Source organism: Streptomyces sp. SUK 48, assembly GCF_009650765.1.
GTDB lineage: Bacteria > Actinomycetota > Actinomycetes > Streptomycetales > Streptomycetaceae > Streptomyces.
On sequence record NZ_CP045740.1, the window covers coordinates 3,759,250 to 3,776,399 of the forward strand.

Here is a 17,150-nt window from a genome sequence, read left to right on the forward strand (position 1 = left end):
GCCGGCCACCGCGGCCGCCCCGTCCGCCGTCCCCTTTCCCGTCCCCTTTCCCCTCCTCGTCCCGTCACCGCTTCCTGGCCACCAGCATGAGTACGTCGTACGTCTCCTCGACCACGCCGTCGGGGAAGGCCCGCAGGAGGTGGGTCCGCTCCTCGGCCAGGAAGGCGTCACGGGCGGGGGCGTCGATGACGAGGTACTGGGAGTGGCTGGCGATGTTGGCCAAGTGGGTGTCGACGGAGACTCGGCGACTCCAGCGGACCTTGTGGTGGGCGAAGTCCAGACGGCCGCTGGGGTCGGCGAGGTCCAGGCGCTCATCGGCCTTGTGGTGCCGCTCGGCGGGGTCGAAGCCGAAGCGGCGGCCCTCACGGGCCTCGGCCTCGGCGATCCACTCGATGTCGGGGGCGTCGGTGTTCCACCACAGCGCCAGCGCGCCCCCCGGCCGCAGGACGCGCAGTGCCTCCGGCACCGAGTGGGCGGGGTCGGTCCAGTGCCAGGACTGGGCGTAGGTGAGGAAGTCGAGGGTGGCGCCGGCGAGCGGGAGGGCGTTGCCGTTGCCGCGCACCAGGGGGATGTCCGGGTTGCCGCGGCGGAACTCGGCGGCCATGCCCGCGCCGGGCTCGACCGCGAGGACGTCCGCGCCGCGGGCGTGCAGCAGGCTGGTGGAGATTCCGGTGCCGGCGCCGACGTCCGCGACCCGCGCGCCGGTCAGGGACCGGTCCGCGGCCTTCTCGATGGTGTCGAGGAGGGCGGGCGGGTAGGACGGGCGGTTGGCCGCGTACTGGGCGGCGGCCGCGTTGAAGGAGTGGGCACGGGCCGGGTCGACGGGTCGCGTGGTCGTCATAGGGCCATGGTCGCCGTTGGGCGCCGCGCCCGACAGCGGCTTTGCCCGGACTTCTAGGCCCGGCGGCGCTTCTTCCTCGAGGGGTTGCCCGAGCGGCGGGTGGTGCGGGCGGTGTGTTCGGCGCGGGCCTTGTCGTACTCCTCGCGGTGCAGCTTCTCGCCCGGGGCCTCGGTGAGGGAGCGGACGAAGTAGGCGGCGAGGGTGCCGACGAACCCGATGGCGAGCAGGCCGCGCAGGGACGCCTGGCGCTGCGGGTCCTGGCGCTTGCCGAAGCCGGTCAGGGTGTTGCCGAAGGCGAGCGCGGTGCAGATCGCGAACATGGCGACGACCAGGACGGTCACGAAGGCACCGGTGTCGGCGATCTGGAGGCCCTGGTAGGCGAAGCGCAGCACCAGGCAGGAGGCGACCGCGGCGGCCAGGGAGCCGACGGCGACACCGGCGCGGCGGGCCGCGTAGCCGTCGTCGTGGTTCACCCAGGACGTGCCGAAAAAGCGCAGGGGCTCGGGCCGGGGCCCGCCCACGGGTCCCTCCGGGGCGCCCGGGGCGCCGGTTTCGTCGCTCACGGGACGATTATGGCGCCGAAGCGCGGAGGGCTCGCGGGCGGGGCGGCGGCGGGCACGGGCTCGGACCCGGATACGGGCGCGCATACGGGCTCGGTCCGGATACGGGTACGGCGGTGTGTCAGCCGCAGCGGTCCGCCACGAAGCCGTCGCTGCCCGTGTGGACGTACGCGTCCGCCACGAACTCGCCGTCGCTGATGTTGTCCCAGATGTCGGAGGTGCCGTACGTGCCGGCGACCTTGGTGCCCGTGGTCTGGCAGTAGATCGGGACCTTGGCACCCTCGGGGAGGGTGCGGGTGATGCCGTAGCCGGTGCCGGGGCCGCTGCGGACGTTGACGCGGACGCCCGGGGCGACGGAGTAATAGCGGACGGACATGCGGATTCTCCCCCGTGAAGTCCCGCCGGAAGGCGGGGACCGTCGAATGCGAACGGAGGTTAGCAAGCCGCCTCGGTCTCGTACGAGCCATCGACTAGGCTCCGTGCGTCGCGCGCGGACGAGGAGCACGGGGGGCGGTCCAGTCGATGACGCCACAGCGCAGCACCGGAACGGGCGCGGAGGCCGATATGCCCGAATACGCCGGGCATTACCACCTGGAGTCGCGGCTGGGCTCCGGCGGCATGGGGGTGGTGCACCTCGCCCGCAGCACGTCCGGGCTGCGCCTCGCCGTGAAGGTCGTACACGCGGAGTTCGCGCGGGACCGGGAATTCCGGGGCCGGTTCCGGCAGGAGGTGGCCGCGGCGCGCCGGGTCAGCGGTGCCTTCACCGCGCCCGTGGTGGACGCCGACCCGGAGGCGGCGCGCCCCTGGATGGCCACCCTGTACATCCCCGGGCCGACCCTCTCCGAGCAGGTGAAGGAGCACGGGCCGCTGGACGCCGGGCAGTTGCGGCGGCTGATGGCGGGACTCGCGGAGGCGTTGCGCGACATCCACCGCGTGGGCGTGGTGCACCGGGATCTCAAGCCGAGCAACGTGCTGCTCGCGGAGGACGGCCCGAAGGTCATCGACTTCGGCATCTCCCGGCCCAAGGACAGCGAACTGCGCACGGAGACGGGCAAGTTGATCGGCACGCCGCCGTTCATGGCGCCCGAGCAGTTCCGGCGGCCGCGCGAGGTCGGCCCCGCCGCGGACATCTTCGCGCTGGGCTCGGTGCTGGTGCACGCGGCGACCGGGCGAGGACCGTTCGACTCCGACAGCCCGTACGTCGTCGCCTATCAGGTCGTCCACGACGAGCCCGATCTGTCGGGGGTGCCGGCCGGTCTCGCGCCGCTCATCGAGCGCTGCCTCGCCAAGGACCCGGACGAGCGGCCGACGCCGGACGAGCTGATGCGCCGACTGCGGTCGGTGGCGGCGTCGTACGACACCCAGGCGTTCATACCGGCACAGCGCAAGGCCGGTTCGGCGGACGCGGACGGGCCCGCCGCGAAGGCGCCGGAGCACCCGCGGCCGGCCCCCTCGAAGCGGCGGGTACGGCCCGGACGCGTCGCCGCCGTCGCGGCCGGGGTGCTCGCGCTGGCCGTCGGCGGGGCGCTCGCCTGGGTGCAGTGGCCCGGTGCCGACGCCCCCGCGGCGAAGGCTCCGCGCACGGCGGCGGTCGGGTTCGCGGGGTGGCGTACGACGCCGGTCGCCGGGCAGAGCGACGCGCCCCGGTGCGCCTTCGGGGCGGGCAGGCTGCTGTGCGCCGGCGGGGGGCAGGCGTACGCGCTCGATCCGCGCGGCGGCCGGGTGCTGTGGCGGCATCCCTTCACGGGGGCGCACTGGAGCGCGGCGCCCGCGGTGTCGGGCGGCCTGGTGCAGGTGCGCGACGAGGCCGGGGACGTGGTGGCCCTCGACCCGGACACGGGCCGTACCCACTGGCGGCGCACGCTGCCCACCGGTGCCGGGACGCAGTACGCGGACGGGACACTGCTGGTCACCGCGGCCGACGGCACGGTCACGGGCGTGGACAGCGCGTCGGGCCGTACCCGCTGGAGCCACCGGCTGCCCGGAACGGGGCGGCCGGGCGTCGACTCGTATCCGGGCGGCGGCGCCGCCTACGCGTCGACCGCCTCCGCCGACGGCCGCAGTACGCGGGTCGTCGCGTTCGATCCGAGGACCGGCGCGGTGCGCTGGGACACCCGGCTGACCGGACTGCTGCGGCCGGTCGGCGCCGCGGACGGCACGGTGTTCTTCGTGTCCGCCGACCCGGTGTACGGCGACACGGACGCGGTGGTGCGCTACGACGCCGCGTCCCGGGCCGTACGACGGGTGCCGCTGCCCGCGCCCCGGCCGGACGTCCACGCCGTCGTCCGCGAGGGCGTGGTCTATCTGCTGGACGTCAACGGTGGCCTGGACGCCGTGGACACCGCGGCCGGCAAGCGGCTGTGGCACCTGGAGACCTCGGTGAGCAGGGGCTCGGCGCTGGTCGCCGGGGACCGTTACCTGTACTTCTCCGCCGGTGACGGGCGGCTGCTCGCCGTGGACGCGCGCGGCGGACGGCTCGCGGGCCAGACACCGGCGCGGCCGGGCGACGGCACGGCGCGGATCGCGGCGCTGCGGGCCGCGCCGGTGCTCGCGGCGCCGCAGGTGTTCGCCGCCGCTCCCGACGGGTCGGTGTCCGCGCTCGACGGGCGGGACCCGTCGGCCTGGTGAAACGATTCCCGGTCGGGCGAAAGGGGCCGCTCCCCACGGGGGCGGCCCCTTCGTCGTACGGGCGTCGTACGGGCGGTCAGCCCAGCTTGCTCACGTCCCGCACCGCGCCCTTGTCCGCGCTGGTCGCCATCGCGGCGTAGGCGCGCAGCGCGGCGGTGACCTTGCGGTCGCGGTCCTTCGGGGCGAAGACGCCGTTCAGGGCCTGCTCGCGGCGGGCCAGTTCGGCGTCGTCCACCAGCAGCTCGATGGTGCGGTTCGGGATGTCGATGCGGATCCGGTCGCCGTCCTCGACCAGGGCGATGGTGCCGCCCGAGGCCGCCTCCGGGGAGGCGTGGCCGATGGAGAGGCCCGAGGTGCCGCCGGAGAAGCGGCCGTCGGTGATCAGCGCGCAGCTCTTGCCGAGGCCGCGGCCCTTCAGGTACGAGGTCGGGTAGAGCATCTCCTGCATGCCGGGGCCGCCCTTGGGGCCCTCGTAGCGGATGACGACGACGTCGCCCTCCTTGACCTCCTGGGTGAGGATGCGCTGGACGGCCTCCTCCTGGGACTCGCAGACCACGGCCGGCCCCTCGAAGGTCCAGATGGACTCGTCGACGCCGGCCGTCTTGACCACGCAGCCGTCGACGGCGAGGTTGCCGCGCAGTACCGCGAGGCCGCCGTCCTTGGAGTAGGCGTGCTCGGCGGAGCGGATGCAGCCGCTCTCGGCGTCGTCGTCCAGCGACTCCCAGCGCTCGGACTGGGAGAACGCCTCGGCGGAGCGGACGCAGCCGGGGGCCGCGTGCCACAGCTCGACGGCCTCGGGGGACGGGGAGCCGCCGCGCACGTCCCAGGTCTTGAGCCAGTCGGCGAGGGAGGGGCTGTGCACGGCGTGCACGTCCTCGTTGAGCAGGCCGGCGCGGTGCAGTTCGCCGAGGAGGGCGGGGATGCCGCCGGCGCGGTGCACGTCCTCCATGTAGTACGTGCGGTTCTTGCCCACGTTCGGCGCGACCTTGGCGAGGCAGGGGACGCGGCGCGAGACGGCGTCGATCTCCTCCAGGCCGAAGGCGACGCCCGCCTCCTGGGCGGCGGCCAGCAGGTGCAGGATCGTGTTGGTGGAGCCGCCCATCGCGATGTCCAGGGCCATGGCGTTCTCGAACGCCTGGAAGGTGGCGACATTGCGGGGCAGGACGGTCTCGTCGTCCTGCTCGTAGTAACGCCGGGTCACGTCCATGACGGTGCGGGCGGCGTCGACGTACAGCTGCTTGCGCGCGGTGTGGGTGGCGAGGACCGAGCCGTTGCCGGGCAGGGACAGGCCGATGGCCTCGGTCAGGCAGTTCATCGAGTTGGCGGTGAACATGCCGGAACAGCTGCCGCAGGTCGGGCAGGCGTTCTCCTCGATGCGCAGGATGTCGGCGTCGGAGACCTTGTCGTTGGCGGCTTCCGAGATGGCGTCGATCAGGTCGAGGGTGCGCACGGTGCCGTCGACCAGGGTGGCGCGGCCGGCCTCCATGGGGCCGCCGGAGACGAAGACCGTCGGGATGTCCAGGCGCAGGGCGGCCATCAGCATGCCCGGGGTGATCTTGTCGCAGTTGGAGATGCAGACCAGGGCGTCGGCGCAGTGGGCCTCGACCATGTACTCCACGGAGTCCGCGATCAGGTCGCGGGAGGGCAGCGAGTAGAGCATGCCGCCGTGGCCCATGGCGATGCCGTCGTCCACCGCGATGGTGTTGAACTCGCGCGGGATGCCGCCGGCCTCGGTGATCGCCTCGCTGACGATCCGGCCGACCGGCTGGAGGTGGGTGTGGCCCGGCACGAACTCGGTGAAGGAGTTGGCGACGGCGATGATCGGCTTACGGCCGATGTCCGCGCCGGGTACACCGGAGGCACGCATAAGGGCGCGGGCGCCCGCCATGTTGCGGCCGTGGGTGACTGTGCGGGACCTCAGCTCGGGCATCGTCGCTCGCTCCTCGATGAACAGTTCTGGCTTTCTCCGAGCCTACGCCCGCCCTCCAAGGAATGGACACGCTTGTCCGGAATGCGGGACGGGCATTTCATCGGCGCCCGCCCGGCGACCGTGGCCGGGCGCTGTTCGGGCCCTGGTCGGACCGTGCTCGGGCCGCGTCTCAGGGCTGGGTGAGGTGCTTCTGTACGACGGGTGACACCCGCGCGATGATCTCCTCCAGGTCCGCCGAGGCCAGCGGTTCCAGCTTGAGGACGTGGCGCAGCAGGGCCGTACCCACCAGCTGCGCGGCCGCCAGCTCGGCGCGCAGCTCGGCGTCCGGCAGGTCCAGCCGGGCCGCGGTCCGGCGCACCAGCTGGGCGGCGACCAGGCGGCGGAAGACGGCGGGGTCGGTGTCGTCGGTGACGGCCGAGCGCAGGATCGCGAGCAGCGGCGCCCGGGTCGCGGGGTTCTCCCAGACGCCGAGGACGAAGCGGGTCAGCCGCTCCCCCACGCCGTCCGGCGGGCCCTCGGCGAGGGTGTCGGGGGCGGCGAGGGCGGGGGCGAAGGCGACCTCGACGGCGGCCGCGAAGACCTGTTCCTTGGTGCCGAAGCAGTGGTGGACCAGCGCGGAGTCCACGCCGGCGGCCTGGGCGATCCGGCGTACGGACGTCCTGTCGTACCCGCGGGCGGAGAACTCCTCGCGGGCCGCGGCGAGGATGCGGTCCCGGGTGCCGGCGGACTCGGCGCGGGAGGGGCGGCCGCGGCGGCGGGCGGGCGGCCCGGCGGCGGACGGCGCGGTGGGGCCGGTCACCGGCGCGGGAGGCGGACCGCGGCGGCCAGGTGCTTGCGGGCGAAGGCGAGGGCCTCGGCGAGGTCGGCCTCGCGCTCGGCGCCGGACATCGCCCGCCGGGTGTTGACCTCGACGACGACATGGCCGCCGAAACCGGAGACGGTCAGGTGCTCCAGCAGCTCGGCGCAGGGCTGGTCGCCGCGCCCCGGCACCAGGTGCTCGTCCTTGGCCGAGCCGCGCCCGTCGGCGAGGTGGACGTGGCCGAGCCGGTCGCCCATGCGGCCGATCATGTCCAGGGCGTCGGTGCGGGCCGTCGACGTATGGCTGAGGTCGATCGTGAAGTGCCGGTAGTCGTCCTGGGTGACGTCCCAGGCGGGGGCGTAGGCGAGCATTTCGCGGTCGCGGTAGCGCCAGGGGTACATGTTCTCGACCGCGAACCGTACGTCCGTCTCGTCCGCCATCCGCCACACGCCCGCGACGAAGTCCCGGGCGTACTGCCGCTGCCACCGGAACGGCGGGTGCACGACGACGGTGGAGGCGCCCAGCTTCTCGGCGGCGGCCTGGGCGCGGCGCAGCTTGGTCCACGGGTCGGTGGACCAGACGCGCTGCGTGATCAGCAGGCACGGGGCGTGCACGGCGAGGATCGGGATGCCGTGGTGGTCCGAGAGGCGGCGCAGCGCGTCGATGTCCTGGCTGACGGGGTCGGTCCAGACCATGACCTCGACGCCGTCGTAGCCGAGGCGCGCGGCGATCTCGAAGGCCGTCGCCGTGGACTCCGGGTAGACGGAGGCTGTCGACAGCGCTACGGGGACGGTCGTTGGTTCAGCCACGTCCGTCACCTTAAGGGGTTCCACGGTGGGCGAGTCGGGTGCCTGTTCGCCGTTGTGAGGTTTGCCATTTGAGCGGGTGCGGGTGCGTCGTGGCGGCTCGCGCCCGCCCCGCCCGCCCTCGCGCCCGCCCCGCGCGCCGTCCGGTCGCTCAGGCGGAACCCATGTGGTCGAGGCGCCGCAGGATCACGCCCTCCCGCAGTGCCCAGGGGCATATCTCCAGGCTCTCCACGCCGAAGAGGTCCATCGCGCCCTCCGCCACCAGGGCGCCCGCGAGCAGCTGGCCCGCCCGGCCGTCGGAGACGCCCGGCAGCTCGGCGCGCTGCTCGATGGTCATACCGGACAGGCGGGGGACCCATGCCTCCAGGGATTCGCGTTTGAGCTCGCGCTGGACGTAGAGGCCGTCGGCGCTGCGGGCCGCGCCGGCGATGCGGGCCAGCTGCTTGAAGGTCTTGGAGGTGGCGACGACATGGTCGGGGGCGCCGAAGCGGGCGAACTCGCCGACCGTGCGGGCGATCTCCGCGCGGACGTGGCGGCGCAGGGCGCGTACGTCGTCCGGGGCGGGCGGGTCGCCGGGGAGCCGGCCGGCGGTGAGGCGGCCCGCACCGAGCGGCAGGGAGGCGGCGGCGTCCGGTTGCTCGTCGATGCCGAACGCGATCTCCAGGGAGCCGCCGCCGATGTCCAGGACCAGCAGCTTCCCGGCGGACCAGCCGAACCAGCGGCGTACGGCGAGGAAGGTGAGGCGGGCCTCCTCGGCGCCGGACAGGACCTGGAGCCGTACGCCGGTCTCGTCGGCGACGCGGGCGAGGACCTCGTCGGCGTTGGTCGCCTCGCGGACGGCGGAGGTGGCGAAGGGGAGCAGGTCCTCGACGCCCTTGTCCTCGGCGGCCTGGAGCGCGTCCCGTACGACGTCGACGAGCTTCTCGATGCCGGCGTCGCCGATGGCACCGCTGGCGTCGAGGAGTTGGGCGAGCCGAAGGTCGGCCTTGTGCGAATGCGCGGGCAGCGGGCGGGCGCCGGGGTGGGCGTCCACCACCAGCAGATGCACCGTGTTCGAACCCACGTCCAGGACACCGAGTCTCATATACGGAACGCTACTGCCAGAACGCGGCTCCACGGTCCCCGGACCGGGGGCGGGGCACTTACCCTGGACGGGTGCCAAAGACGAAAAAGGCGAAGTCCGCGAAAGCCGATAAGACGGACAAGGCTCGCAAGGTCGCCAAAGCTGCCAAGGGGTCGAAGGTGAGCGACGAGAAGGGGCTCGACTTCGCGCGCGCGTGGGTGGAGTTTCCGGACCCGGCGGACGACGAGCAGGTCTTCCGCTGTGATCTGACGTGGCTGACCTCGCGCTGGAACTGCATCTTCGGCAGCGGCTGCCAGGGCATCAAGGCGGGGCGCGCGGACGACGGGTGCTGCACGCTGGGGGCGCACTTCTCCGACGAGGACGACGAGAAGCGGGTCGCCGGGCACGTGGCGCGGCTCACGCCGGACATCTGGCAGCACCACGCCGAGGGCACGAAGGACGGCTGGATCTCGGAGGACGAGGAGGGGTCCCGGCAGACGCGGCCCTTCGAGGGGTCCTGCATCTTCCAGAACCGGCCCGGGTTCGCGGGCGGCGCGGGGTGCTCGCTGCACATCCTCGCGCTCAAGGAGGGCCGGGAGCCGCTGGAGACGAAGCCGGACGTGTGCTGGCAGCTGCCGGTGCGGCGGACGTACGAGTGGATCGACCGGCCCGACGACACGCGGGTGCTCCAGATCTCCATCGGCGAGTACGACCGCAGGGGCTGGGGTCCTGGCGGGCACGATCTGCACTGGTGGTGCACGTCGGCCACGTCGGCGCACGGTGCGGGGGACCCGGTGTACGTGTCCTACCGCGCGGAGCTGACGGAGCTGATGGGCAAGGAGGGCTACGACCGGCTGACCGAGCTCTGCGAGCAGCGCCTGTCCGCACAGCTCCCGATGCTGGCCCCCCACCCGGCGGACCCGGCGTCCTGACCTGACTACCTAACCCGCCCGACTCGGCCGGCCGACGGGTCACCCAGAACCCCCCGAGCAAAACCCGGTCCCGGTGCCCCGGCGGAGCCCCCCGCGCCGACCCCGCCCCTAACTTCCCGTCGGGGTCGGGGTCTCGCTGTCCGTCGGGGTGGGGGTCGGGGTCGGAGACGCGGAGGTCGGGGGATCGGTCGGGGTCGGGGAAGGGGTTGGCTGGGCGGGGGGCGGAGAGGTCGGCGGGGACGTCGGGGCGGGGGTGGCCGGGGACGTCGGCGTCGGACGGGTGGGGACGGGGCCGGAACCCGTGATGGTGACCACCGCGCCCGCCGGGGCGATGGAGATCCGGGCCTGCCAGGCGCCCCTGGGCTCGTGCAGGTGGTCGACGTACGCCTTCAGGGTCACGCTCCCGCCGGGCGCCAGGGTGCCCGCGGACCGGCTCAGGTACAGCCAGGCGGAGCCGGTCGCGGCGGACCAGCGGACCGGGTCCGGACCCGTCGCGGTCAGGGTGATCAGCGTGGTGTCCCCGTCGTTCGCCGCGGTCACCGACAGACTCCCGGCCGAACCGTCCGCCGTACCGGGCGCGACGCTCGTCACCTCCACCGAGACGTCCGGCTCGCCGTCCTTGCCCGTGCCCGGCCTCACGCTCGCGCTGCCCGCGTTCTCGTACCCGCCGCCCGCGCCGGTCCCACCGATCGCGTCCGGGCCCCGGTCCTCGCGCGCGGTGCCGGGACGGCCGTCCGGCTCCCCCGTCGGCGCGCCCCGGTACGCCGCCCACAGGGCCAGCACCGGCGCCGCCACCACCGTCGCCACGACCGTCGTCGTCACCGCGCGGGCGCGCAGCCGGTCGCGGCGGGCCGCGCGGTCCCGGGGGTCCATCGGGAAGCCCCGCCGGTCGAAGCGGGGCGCGTCCGCGACCTTGGCCCGGGAGCGCGAGGCGAGGGCCGCGCGGGGCGCCTCCAGGACCGGCAGCTCGGCGGGGGTGACCGAGGTGCCGGGCCAGCGGCCGGGGGCCGCGCGCTCGGCGCTGCGCCGGCAGCGCGGACAGTCGTCGACATGCCGTACCAGCTCGCGGCGGAGCGCGGTGCTGAGGATCAGCCTGCTGTCGCCGGTGAGGTGGGCGACGCTCGGGCAGCCGCCGGACTCCACCACGGCGAGCGCGGCCCGGGTGCGCTCGACCTCGCAGGCGGCCGTGGCGAGCAGATCGCGGGCGGTGGCCGGTGCGACGCCGAGGACGGCGGCGACCTCGGGGGCGGTCAGGTGGTGGCGTACGGCGAGTTCCAGCGCCTCGCGCTGCTCGGGCGTGGTGCCGGCCGCCTCCGGCCAGGCGAGCAGGGTCAGTTCGCGGTGCCGGCGCTCCTGGAGGTCCGGGGGAAGGGCCGGTTCGGCGGACTCGGGGCCGGTTCCCTTCCCGCTCTTGCCCGCGCCCTTGTCCATGCGGCCCGCCGCGTGCGTGGCCTGACGTTTCTGCTTCGTCTCGGCCAGCTTGCGCAGACACGCCCACCGGGCCAGCGCGTACAGCCAGGCCCGGTGCTCGCCGCCGGTCCCCGGCCCGCGGTGCGCCCGCCGCTCGGCGAGGGCGAGGGCGTCGCCGAGCGCGGCGGTGGCCGCGTCGTGGTCGCACAGGATGGACAGGCAGTAGGTGAACAGGCCGTCCAGGTACGACTCGTACGACGCGTACGACGCGGAGCGGGTCGACGCCCGCCGGGCGATGGTCCGCGCGGCGGCACGGTCCCGCGCCTCACGGGACGCACGTGGCTCATGCGCCTCACATGACTCGAACACACCGGGCATCCGCGCACCCTCGCGCGGTTCACGCCCCTCGCGCGCCTCTCGTGCTTCGCGCGCCGCGCCGTGCGCCCGGTGCGCGCCGGTGGTGCGGGTGGTGGTCTCCGGGCTGCTGCTCATCACCCGTGCGACCGTAGGCGTCGGCGGCGCGCCCCTTCTGGAGCCTTGAGCACTTTTAATCCGTACGGGTGAAACGATCCCTCATAAGGGGACAGGAACCGTTTGCTCCGGGTCCGGAATCCGCGGGACGCCGGCCGATACCGTCCACCCCCTTGGCGGCCCCCGGCCCGGTTGTCAGTGCCGCGGGCTACGGTTTCCGCATGGCTGCCCGTACCAAGACCACCAAGGACCGTCCGTCCTACCGCTGCACCGAGTGCGGCTGGCAGACGGCCAAGTGGCTCGGCCGCTGCCCCGAGTGCCAGGCGTGGGGCACGGTCGAGGAGTACGGCGCGCCCGCGGTCCGCACCACGGCACCCGGCCGGGTCGTCACCTCCGCGCTGCCCATCGGCCAGGTGGACGGCCGGCAGGCCACCGCCCGCTCCACCGGGGTGCCCGAGCTGGACCGGGTGCTCGGCGGCGGGCTCGTACCGGGCGCGGTGGTGCTGCTGGCGGGCGAGCCCGGCGTCGGCAAGTCCACCCTGCTGCTGGACGTGGCGGCCAAGGCGGCGAGCGCGGAGCACCGCACCCTCTATGTCACCGGCGAGGAGTCGGCGAGCCAGGTGCGGCTGCGCGCCGACCGGATCAACGCGCTGCACGACGAGCTGTATCTGGCCGCCGAGACCGACCTCTCCGCCATCCTCGGGCATCTGGACGAGGTCAAGCCCTCCCTGCTGGTCCTCGACTCGGTGCAGACGGTCGCCTCCCCGGAGATCGACGGCGCGCCCGGCGGCATGGCCCAGGTCCGCGAGGTGGCCGGGGCGCTGATCCGGGCCTCCAAGGAGCGCGGCATGTCCACGCTGCTGGTCGGCCATGTCACCAAGGACGGCGCGATCGCCGGCCCGCGCCTGCTGGAGCACCTGGTGGACGTGGTGCTGCACTTCGAGGGCGACCGGCACGCCCGGCTCCGCCTGGTCCGCGGTGTGAAGAACCGGTACGGAGCGACGGACGAGGTCGGCTGCTTCGAGCTGCACGACGAGGGGATCACCGGCCTCGCCGACCCCAGCGGCCTCTTCCTGACCCGGCGCGACGAACCGGTGCCGGGCACCTGCCTGACCGTGACCCTGGAGGGCCGCCGCCCGCTGGTGGCGGAGGTGCAGGCGCTGACCGTGGACTCCCAGATCCCCTCCCCCCGGCGGACGACGTCGGGCCTGGAGACCTCCCGCGTGTCGATGATGCTGGCCGTGCTCGAACAGCGCGGCCGGATCAGCGCGCTCGGCAAGCGGGACATCTACTCGGCGACGGTCGGCGGCGTGAAGCTGTCCGAGCCCGCCGCCGACCTCGCCATCGCCCTCGCGCTGGCCTCCGCCGCGAGCGACACCCCGCTGCCGAAGAACCTGGTGGCCATCGGCGAGGTGGGTCTCGCGGGCGAGGTGAGACGGGTCACGGGCGTGCAGCGCAGGCTCGCCGAGGCGCACCGGCTCGGCTTCACGCACGCGCTGGTGCCGGGCGATCCGGGGAAGACCCCGCCGGGCATGAAGGTGCTGGAAGTCGCGGACATGGGAGACGCGCTGCGGGTCCTGCCCCGCTCCCGTCGCCGAGAGGCCCCGCGAGAGCCGGAGGAGCGCCGGTAGACTTTGCCCAGGTCTCGCCCGTCCGTACGAACCGAGTGCGGGCACGGGTGCGCGTGAGAACCCCCGACCGGAGGAGTGCAGTGGCAGCCAACGACCGGGCAGCAGCTCCCGGAAAGTCCGGTGGGAGTGCCGGTGCCGATGGCCTGATGCGCGCTGCCCTGAGCGCCGTAGCACCCGGTACGGCCATGCGGGACGGCCTGGAGCGGATCCTGCGCGGCAACACCGGCGGCCTGATCGTGCTCGGCTCCGACAAGACCGTCGAGGCGATGTGCACGGGCGGCTTCGTGCTGGACGTGGAGTTCGCCGCGACCCGGCTGCGCGAGCTGTGCAAGCTGGACGGCGGCATCGTGCTGTCCTCGGACCTCTCGAAGATCCTGCGCGCGGGCGTCCAACTGGTCCCGGACCCGACCATCCCCACCGAGGAGACCGGCACCCGGCACCGCACGGCGGACCGGGTGAGCAAGCAGGTCGGCTTCCCCGTCGTCTCCGTCTCCCAGTCGATGCGGCTGATCGCGCTCTACGTCGACGGTCAGCGCCGCGTCCTGGAGGACTCGGCGGCGATCCTCTCCCGCGCGAACCAGGCGCTGGCCACGCTGGAGCGGTACAAGCTCCGCCTGGACGAGGTGGCGGGCACCCTGTCGGCGCTGGAGATCGAGGACCTGGTGACGGTGCGGGACGTGTCCGCCGTCGCGCAGCGCCTGGAGATGGTGCGCCGGATCGCCACCGAGATCGCCGAGTACGTGGTGGAGCTGGGCACCGACGGCCGGCTGCTCGCGCTCCAGCTGGAGGAGTTGATCGCGGGGGTCGAGCCGGACCGGGAGCTGGTCGTACGGGACTACGTGCCCGAGCCGACCGCGAAGCGCTCCCGCACGGTGGAGGAGGCCCTGTCCGAGCTGAACGCGCTCACCCAGTCCGAGCTGATCGAGGTCGGCACGGTGGCGCGGGCGCTGGGCTACACCGGGTCGCCCGAGACCCTGGACTCCGCGGTGTCCCCGCGGGGCTTCAGGCTGCTGGCCAAGGTGCCGCGGCTGCCCGGGGCGATCATCGACCGGCTGGTGGAGCACTTCGGCGGGCTCCAGAAGCTGCTGGCGGCGAGCGTGGACGACTTGCAGACGGTCGACGGCGTGGGCGAGGCGCGGGCCCGGAGCGTGCGGGAGGGGCTCTCCCGCCTGGCCGAGTCCTCGATCCTGGAGCGGTACGTCTGATTCCCGGGGCCGACGGCTCCGGGAATCACCGGTCCGCTCCGCGAAGCCCTAGGGCCTCTCGTGTGGATCATGCCGGGCTCGCGGACCCTGGCACCGCTCCCTGATCCGGCCTGATCCAAACGAAAGACCCTAGTCCGCCGACAGCACGAACGACGCCTGTAGCTTCCCGTACCCCGGGGTCTTCGCCTCCAGCAGGTACGTACCCGACTTGGCCGCGCCGCCGGACGGCGTCGCGCAGTGGGCGGCGCTCGGGCGGCGGTCCCACTTGACCGTGTACGTGATGGTCTTGCCGGCCGGGACCCGGAAGGACAGACTGCCCGCGCCGTCGGGGCAGTCGGCGGAGGACCAGAACGTGTTGTCGCCGTCGGCCGGGGTGATCGTCAACACCGCGTTCTTCGGGCCGAGATCGACCTTGCAGTCGGCGGACGAGGTGTTCTTCGCGGTGAGTTCGAACGCCGGCGTCTGGTCCGGCGAGTAGGAGTTGCGCAGGCTGCGCAGGCCCAACGACACCGCGCCGGAGGAGCAGTTCGCCAGGTCGGAGGAGCCGGGCAGCGCGTCGCCCGCGACGACCGCCCCGCCGCCCGAGCCGGACCCGCCGGAGCCCGCTCCGCCGCCCGAGCCGGAGCCGCCGTTCCCGCCGCCGGCGCCGTCGTCGGACCCCGCACCGGCGGACCCCGCCGAACCGCCGGACCCGGAGCCCGCGTCCGACCCGCCCGACTCGTCCCGCCCGCCCGGGTGTTGGCTGTACGCGGGGCCCGAGCCCGAAGGGCCGGGTGTGATCGTGTTCGTGGGGTTCTTGCCGCCGGACGCGCTGCTGCCCTTCCTGCCGCCGCCACCGCCCCCCGCCGTGACGATCCACGCGATCAGCAGCGCCGAGACGGCGACCACCGACAGCATTACGGCCCTCCTGCGCCAGTAGATGGAGGAGGGAAGCGGCCCGACCGGATTGCGCAGAGATCCCACGCCTGAACTCTACGAGAGTTCGGCGCGCGGCCTTGCCTCACCCGCCGTCCGCGCACCAACTTTTCCGGATCATCATTCCGGTAACTGCCCCCGCAGGCACGGTTCTTCAGTGATCGGCACGCTGGGTGACGGCCTGGTCACCCGCGCCACCCCGTGCGGCGTGGCAGGATCGGAAGGCCATGACCGAGAAAATCCACGCCCCCGTGATCGCCTGGTTCGACGCCCATGCCCGCGACCTCCCCTGGCGCCGCCCGGAGGCGGGCGCGTGGGGCGTGATGGTCAGCGAGTTCATGCTTCAGCAGACCCCGGTCAACCGGGTGCTGCCCGTCTACGAGCAGTGGCTGGCCCGCTGGCCGCGCCCCGCCGACCTGGCGAAGGAGGCGCCCGGCGAGGCGGTGCGCGCCTGGGGCCGGCTCGGCTATCCGCGCCGCGCGCTGCGGCTGCACGGCGCCGCGGTCGCCATAACGGAACGGCACGGCGGCGACGTGCCGACGGAACACGCGCAATTGCTCGCGCTGCCCGGCATCGGCGAGTACACGGCCGCCGCGGTGGCCTCGTTCGCCTACGGGCAGCGGCACCCGGTGCTGGACACGAATGTGCGACGGGTGCTGGCGCGCGCGGTGACGGGGGTGCAGTACCCGCCGAACGCGACGACCGCGGCCGAGCGGCGCCTCGCCCGGGAGCTGCTGCCCGAGGACGAGGGGACGGCCGCGCGCTGGGCCGCCGCCTCCATGGAGCTGGGCGCGCTGGTGTGCACGGCGAAGAACGAGGGGTGCGCGCGCTGCCCGATCGCCGCGCAGTGCGCCTGGCGGCAGGCGGGCAAGCCGGAGCACCAGGGGCCGCCGCGGCGCGGTCAGACGTACGCCGGCACCGACCGGCAGGTGCGCGGCAAGCTGCTCGCCGTACTGCGGGAGGCGCACACCCCGGTGCCGCAGGCGGTGCTCGACCGGGTCTGGCACGAGCCGGTGCAGCGGGCCCGGGCATTGGACGGACTGGTCACCGACGGGCTGGTGGAGCCGCTGCACGGCGGTCTGTACCGGCTGCCGTTGACCTGACGCTCAGCCAGATCACAGCGTCGCCGCCTCTGTTACGGGAGCCTTCGCCCAACCGAGCTACAGCAAAAGCCCCATAACTGGACATAAGCACCGCACTCTTTACCCCGTTCCTGTGGCCGTTACACAACCGACGGATAGCCGATTGCTAGCCGAAGGCTGGTCCGCACAGCCTCGTGACAACGACTGCCTACCTTCATTTCCGTGCCCGACAGACCACGGGCCGGCAGGACAGCGGGACTTCGGCGGGGGCCGAAGCACACGGGGAACGGAGGCGGTTGAACATGGCGCAGGGCGAGGTGCTCGCATTCGAGGAGTACGTCCGCACGCGACAGGACGCGCTGCTGCGCAGCGCGCGCCGGCTGGTGCCGGACCCCGTGGACGCGCAGGACCTGCTCCAGACCGCGCTGGTGCGGACGTACGGCCGCTGGGACGGCATCGCCGACAAGCGGCTCGCCGACGCCTACCTGCGCCGGGTCATGATCAACACCCGGACCGAGTGGTGGCGGGCCCGCAAGCTGGAGGAGGTCCCCACCGAGCAGCTGCCGGACGCCTGCGTGGAGGACTCCACCGAGCAGCACGCCGACCGGGCCCTGCTGATGGACATCCTGAAAGTTCTGGCACCCAAGCAGCGCAGCGTCGTGGTGCTGCGACACTGGGAGCAGATGTCCACCGAGGAGACGGCCGCGGCCCTGGGCATGTCGGCCGGTACGGTCAAGAGCACGCTGCACCGGGCGCTCGCCCGGCTCCGCGAGGAGCTGGAGGCCCGCGACCTGGACGCACGGGCGCTGGAGCGTGAGGAGCGGGAGCGTTGCGCGGCCTGACAGGGCCCGGGTCGACACCGACCCGTGGGAGTTGG

The 17,150-nt window shown here is 73.7% G+C and carries 15 protein-coding genes; 6 read left to right on the forward strand and 9 right to left on the reverse strand.

What is annotated here, in order from left to right:
- Positions 1-64: 64 nt before the first annotated feature.
- From GHR20_RS16190 to GHR20_RS16200, 3 genes are all read right to left on the reverse strand, one after another.
- On the reverse strand, positions 65-841 hold the full coding sequence (locus GHR20_RS16190) for a class I SAM-dependent methyltransferase (RefSeq protein WP_153813569.1): 777 nt from the start codon (positions 839-841) through the stop codon (positions 65-67).
- Between the two features lie 53 nt (positions 842-894).
- Complete coding sequence (locus GHR20_RS16195) at positions 895-1,404, reverse strand: EamA/RhaT family transporter (RefSeq protein WP_111587232.1); 510 nt, start codon at positions 1,402-1,404, stop codon at positions 895-897.
- 118 nt (positions 1,405-1,522) lie between these two features.
- Positions 1,523-1,777, reverse strand: a complete 255-nt coding sequence (locus GHR20_RS16200) for an SH3 domain-containing protein (RefSeq protein WP_111587233.1) — start codon at positions 1,775-1,777, stop codon at positions 1,523-1,525.
- Positions 1,778-1,923: 146 nt separating this feature from the next.
- On the opposite strand from GHR20_RS16200, the gene GHR20_RS16205 reads away from it, so the two are divergent.
- The gene (locus GHR20_RS16205; protein ID WP_153813570.1) at positions 1,924-4,029 is read left to right on the forward strand and encodes a serine/threonine-protein kinase; all 2,106 of its coding nucleotides are present in this window, start codon (positions 1,924-1,926) and stop codon (positions 4,027-4,029) included.
- A 76-nt stretch (positions 4,030-4,105) separates the two neighbouring features.
- On the opposite strand, the gene ilvD is transcribed toward GHR20_RS16205, so the two are convergent.
- The 4 genes from ilvD to GHR20_RS16225 all read right to left on the reverse strand — a co-directional run bounded on the left by ilvD (position 4,106) and on the right by GHR20_RS16225 (position 8,648).
- Positions 4,106-5,959 (reverse strand): dihydroxy-acid dehydratase, encoded by a 1,854-nt coding sequence (gene ilvD, locus GHR20_RS16210; protein ID WP_153813571.1) that lies wholly within the window; start codon positions 5,957-5,959, stop codon positions 4,106-4,108.
- A gap of 169 nt (positions 5,960-6,128) precedes the next feature.
- On the reverse strand, positions 6,129-6,758 hold the full coding sequence (locus GHR20_RS16215; protein WP_153813572.1) for a TetR family transcriptional regulator: 630 nt from the start codon (positions 6,756-6,758) through the stop codon (positions 6,129-6,131).
- A complete protein-coding gene (locus GHR20_RS16220) occupies positions 6,755-7,567 on the reverse strand; it encodes a sugar phosphate isomerase/epimerase (RefSeq protein ID WP_111587240.1) in 813 nt (270 codons plus the stop codon). Before GHR20_RS16220 ends, GHR20_RS16215 begins: the two co-directional genes overlap by 4 nt.
- A gap of 148 nt (positions 7,568-7,715) precedes the next feature.
- Positions 7,716-8,648, reverse strand: a complete 933-nt coding sequence (locus tag GHR20_RS16225) for a Ppx/GppA phosphatase family protein (RefSeq protein WP_111587236.1) — start codon at positions 8,646-8,648, stop codon at positions 7,716-7,718.
- 71 nt (positions 8,649-8,719) lie between these two features.
- Here GHR20_RS16225 and GHR20_RS16230 point away from each other — a divergent pair, with 71 nt between their 5' ends.
- Entirely contained in the window at positions 8,720-9,559 is an 840-nt protein-coding gene (locus GHR20_RS16230) for a hypothetical protein (RefSeq protein WP_153813573.1), read from the forward strand.
- 108 nt (positions 9,560-9,667) lie between these two features.
- On the opposite strand, the gene GHR20_RS16235 is transcribed toward GHR20_RS16230, so the two are convergent.
- Entirely contained in the window at positions 9,668-11,347 is a 1,680-nt protein-coding gene (locus GHR20_RS16235; RefSeq protein ID WP_153816000.1) for a sigma-70 family RNA polymerase sigma factor, read from the reverse strand.
- A gap of 314 nt (positions 11,348-11,661) precedes the next feature.
- On the opposite strand from GHR20_RS16235, the gene radA reads away from it, so the two are divergent.
- Together radA and disA are read left to right on the forward strand one after the other, a co-directional pair.
- A complete protein-coding gene (gene radA / locus GHR20_RS16240; RefSeq protein ID WP_111587238.1) occupies positions 11,662-13,071 on the forward strand; it encodes a DNA repair protein RadA in 1,410 nt (469 codons plus the stop codon).
- Between the two features lie 80 nt (positions 13,072-13,151).
- On the forward strand, positions 13,152-14,276 hold the full coding sequence (disA, locus tag GHR20_RS16245) for a DNA integrity scanning diadenylate cyclase DisA (RefSeq protein ID WP_111587239.1): 1,125 nt from the start codon (positions 13,152-13,154) through the stop codon (positions 14,274-14,276).
- A gap of 129 nt (positions 14,277-14,405) precedes the next feature.
- Here disA and GHR20_RS16250 read toward each other — a convergent pair whose 3' ends face one another.
- On the reverse strand, positions 14,406-15,239 hold the full coding sequence (locus tag GHR20_RS16250) for a hypothetical protein (protein ID WP_194858894.1): 834 nt from the start codon (positions 15,237-15,239) through the stop codon (positions 14,406-14,408).
- Between the two features lie 179 nt (positions 15,240-15,418).
- Here GHR20_RS16250 and GHR20_RS16255 point away from each other — a divergent pair, with 179 nt between their 5' ends.
- A complete protein-coding gene (locus tag GHR20_RS16255) occupies positions 15,419-16,294 on the forward strand; it encodes an A/G-specific adenine glycosylase (protein ID WP_111583055.1) in 876 nt (291 codons plus the stop codon).
- A gap of 281 nt (positions 16,295-16,575) precedes the next feature.
- Positions 16,576-17,115, forward strand: coding sequence for a SigE family RNA polymerase sigma factor (locus GHR20_RS16260; RefSeq protein ID WP_037660309.1), 540 nt, complete (start codon positions 16,576-16,578; stop codon positions 17,113-17,115).
- Positions 17,116-17,150: the final 35 nt, after the last annotated feature.

Coding starts and splice junctions, on each gene's coding strand:
- GHR20_RS16190 (WP_153813569.1), bottom strand. CDS start 841: ATGACGACCACGCGACCCGTCGACCCGGCCCGTGCCCACTCCTTCAAC.
- GHR20_RS16200 (WP_111587233.1), bottom strand. CDS start 1,777: ATGTCCGTCCGCTATTACTCCGTCGCCCCGGGCGTCCGCGTCAACGTC.
- GHR20_RS16205 (WP_153813570.1), top strand. CDS start 1,924: ATGACGCCACAGCGCAGCACCGGAACGGGCGCGGAGGCCGATATGCCC.
- ilvD (WP_153813571.1), bottom strand. CDS start 5,959: ATGCCCGAGCTGAGGTCCCGCACAGTCACCCACGGCCGCAACATGGCG.
- GHR20_RS16225 (WP_111587236.1), bottom strand. CDS start 8,648: ATGAGACTCGGTGTCCTGGACGTGGGTTCGAACACGGTGCATCTGCTG.
- GHR20_RS16235 (WP_153816000.1), bottom strand. CDS start 11,347: ATGCCCGGTGTGTTCGAGTCATGTGAGGCGCATGAGCCACGTGCGTCC.
- radA (WP_111587238.1), top strand. CDS start 11,662: ATGGCTGCCCGTACCAAGACCACCAAGGACCGTCCGTCCTACCGCTGC.
- GHR20_RS16255 (WP_111583055.1), top strand. CDS start 15,419: ATGACCGAGAAAATCCACGCCCCCGTGATCGCCTGGTTCGACGCCCAT.
- GHR20_RS16260 (WP_037660309.1), top strand. CDS start 16,576: ATGGCGCAGGGCGAGGTGCTCGCATTCGAGGAGTACGTCCGCACGCGA.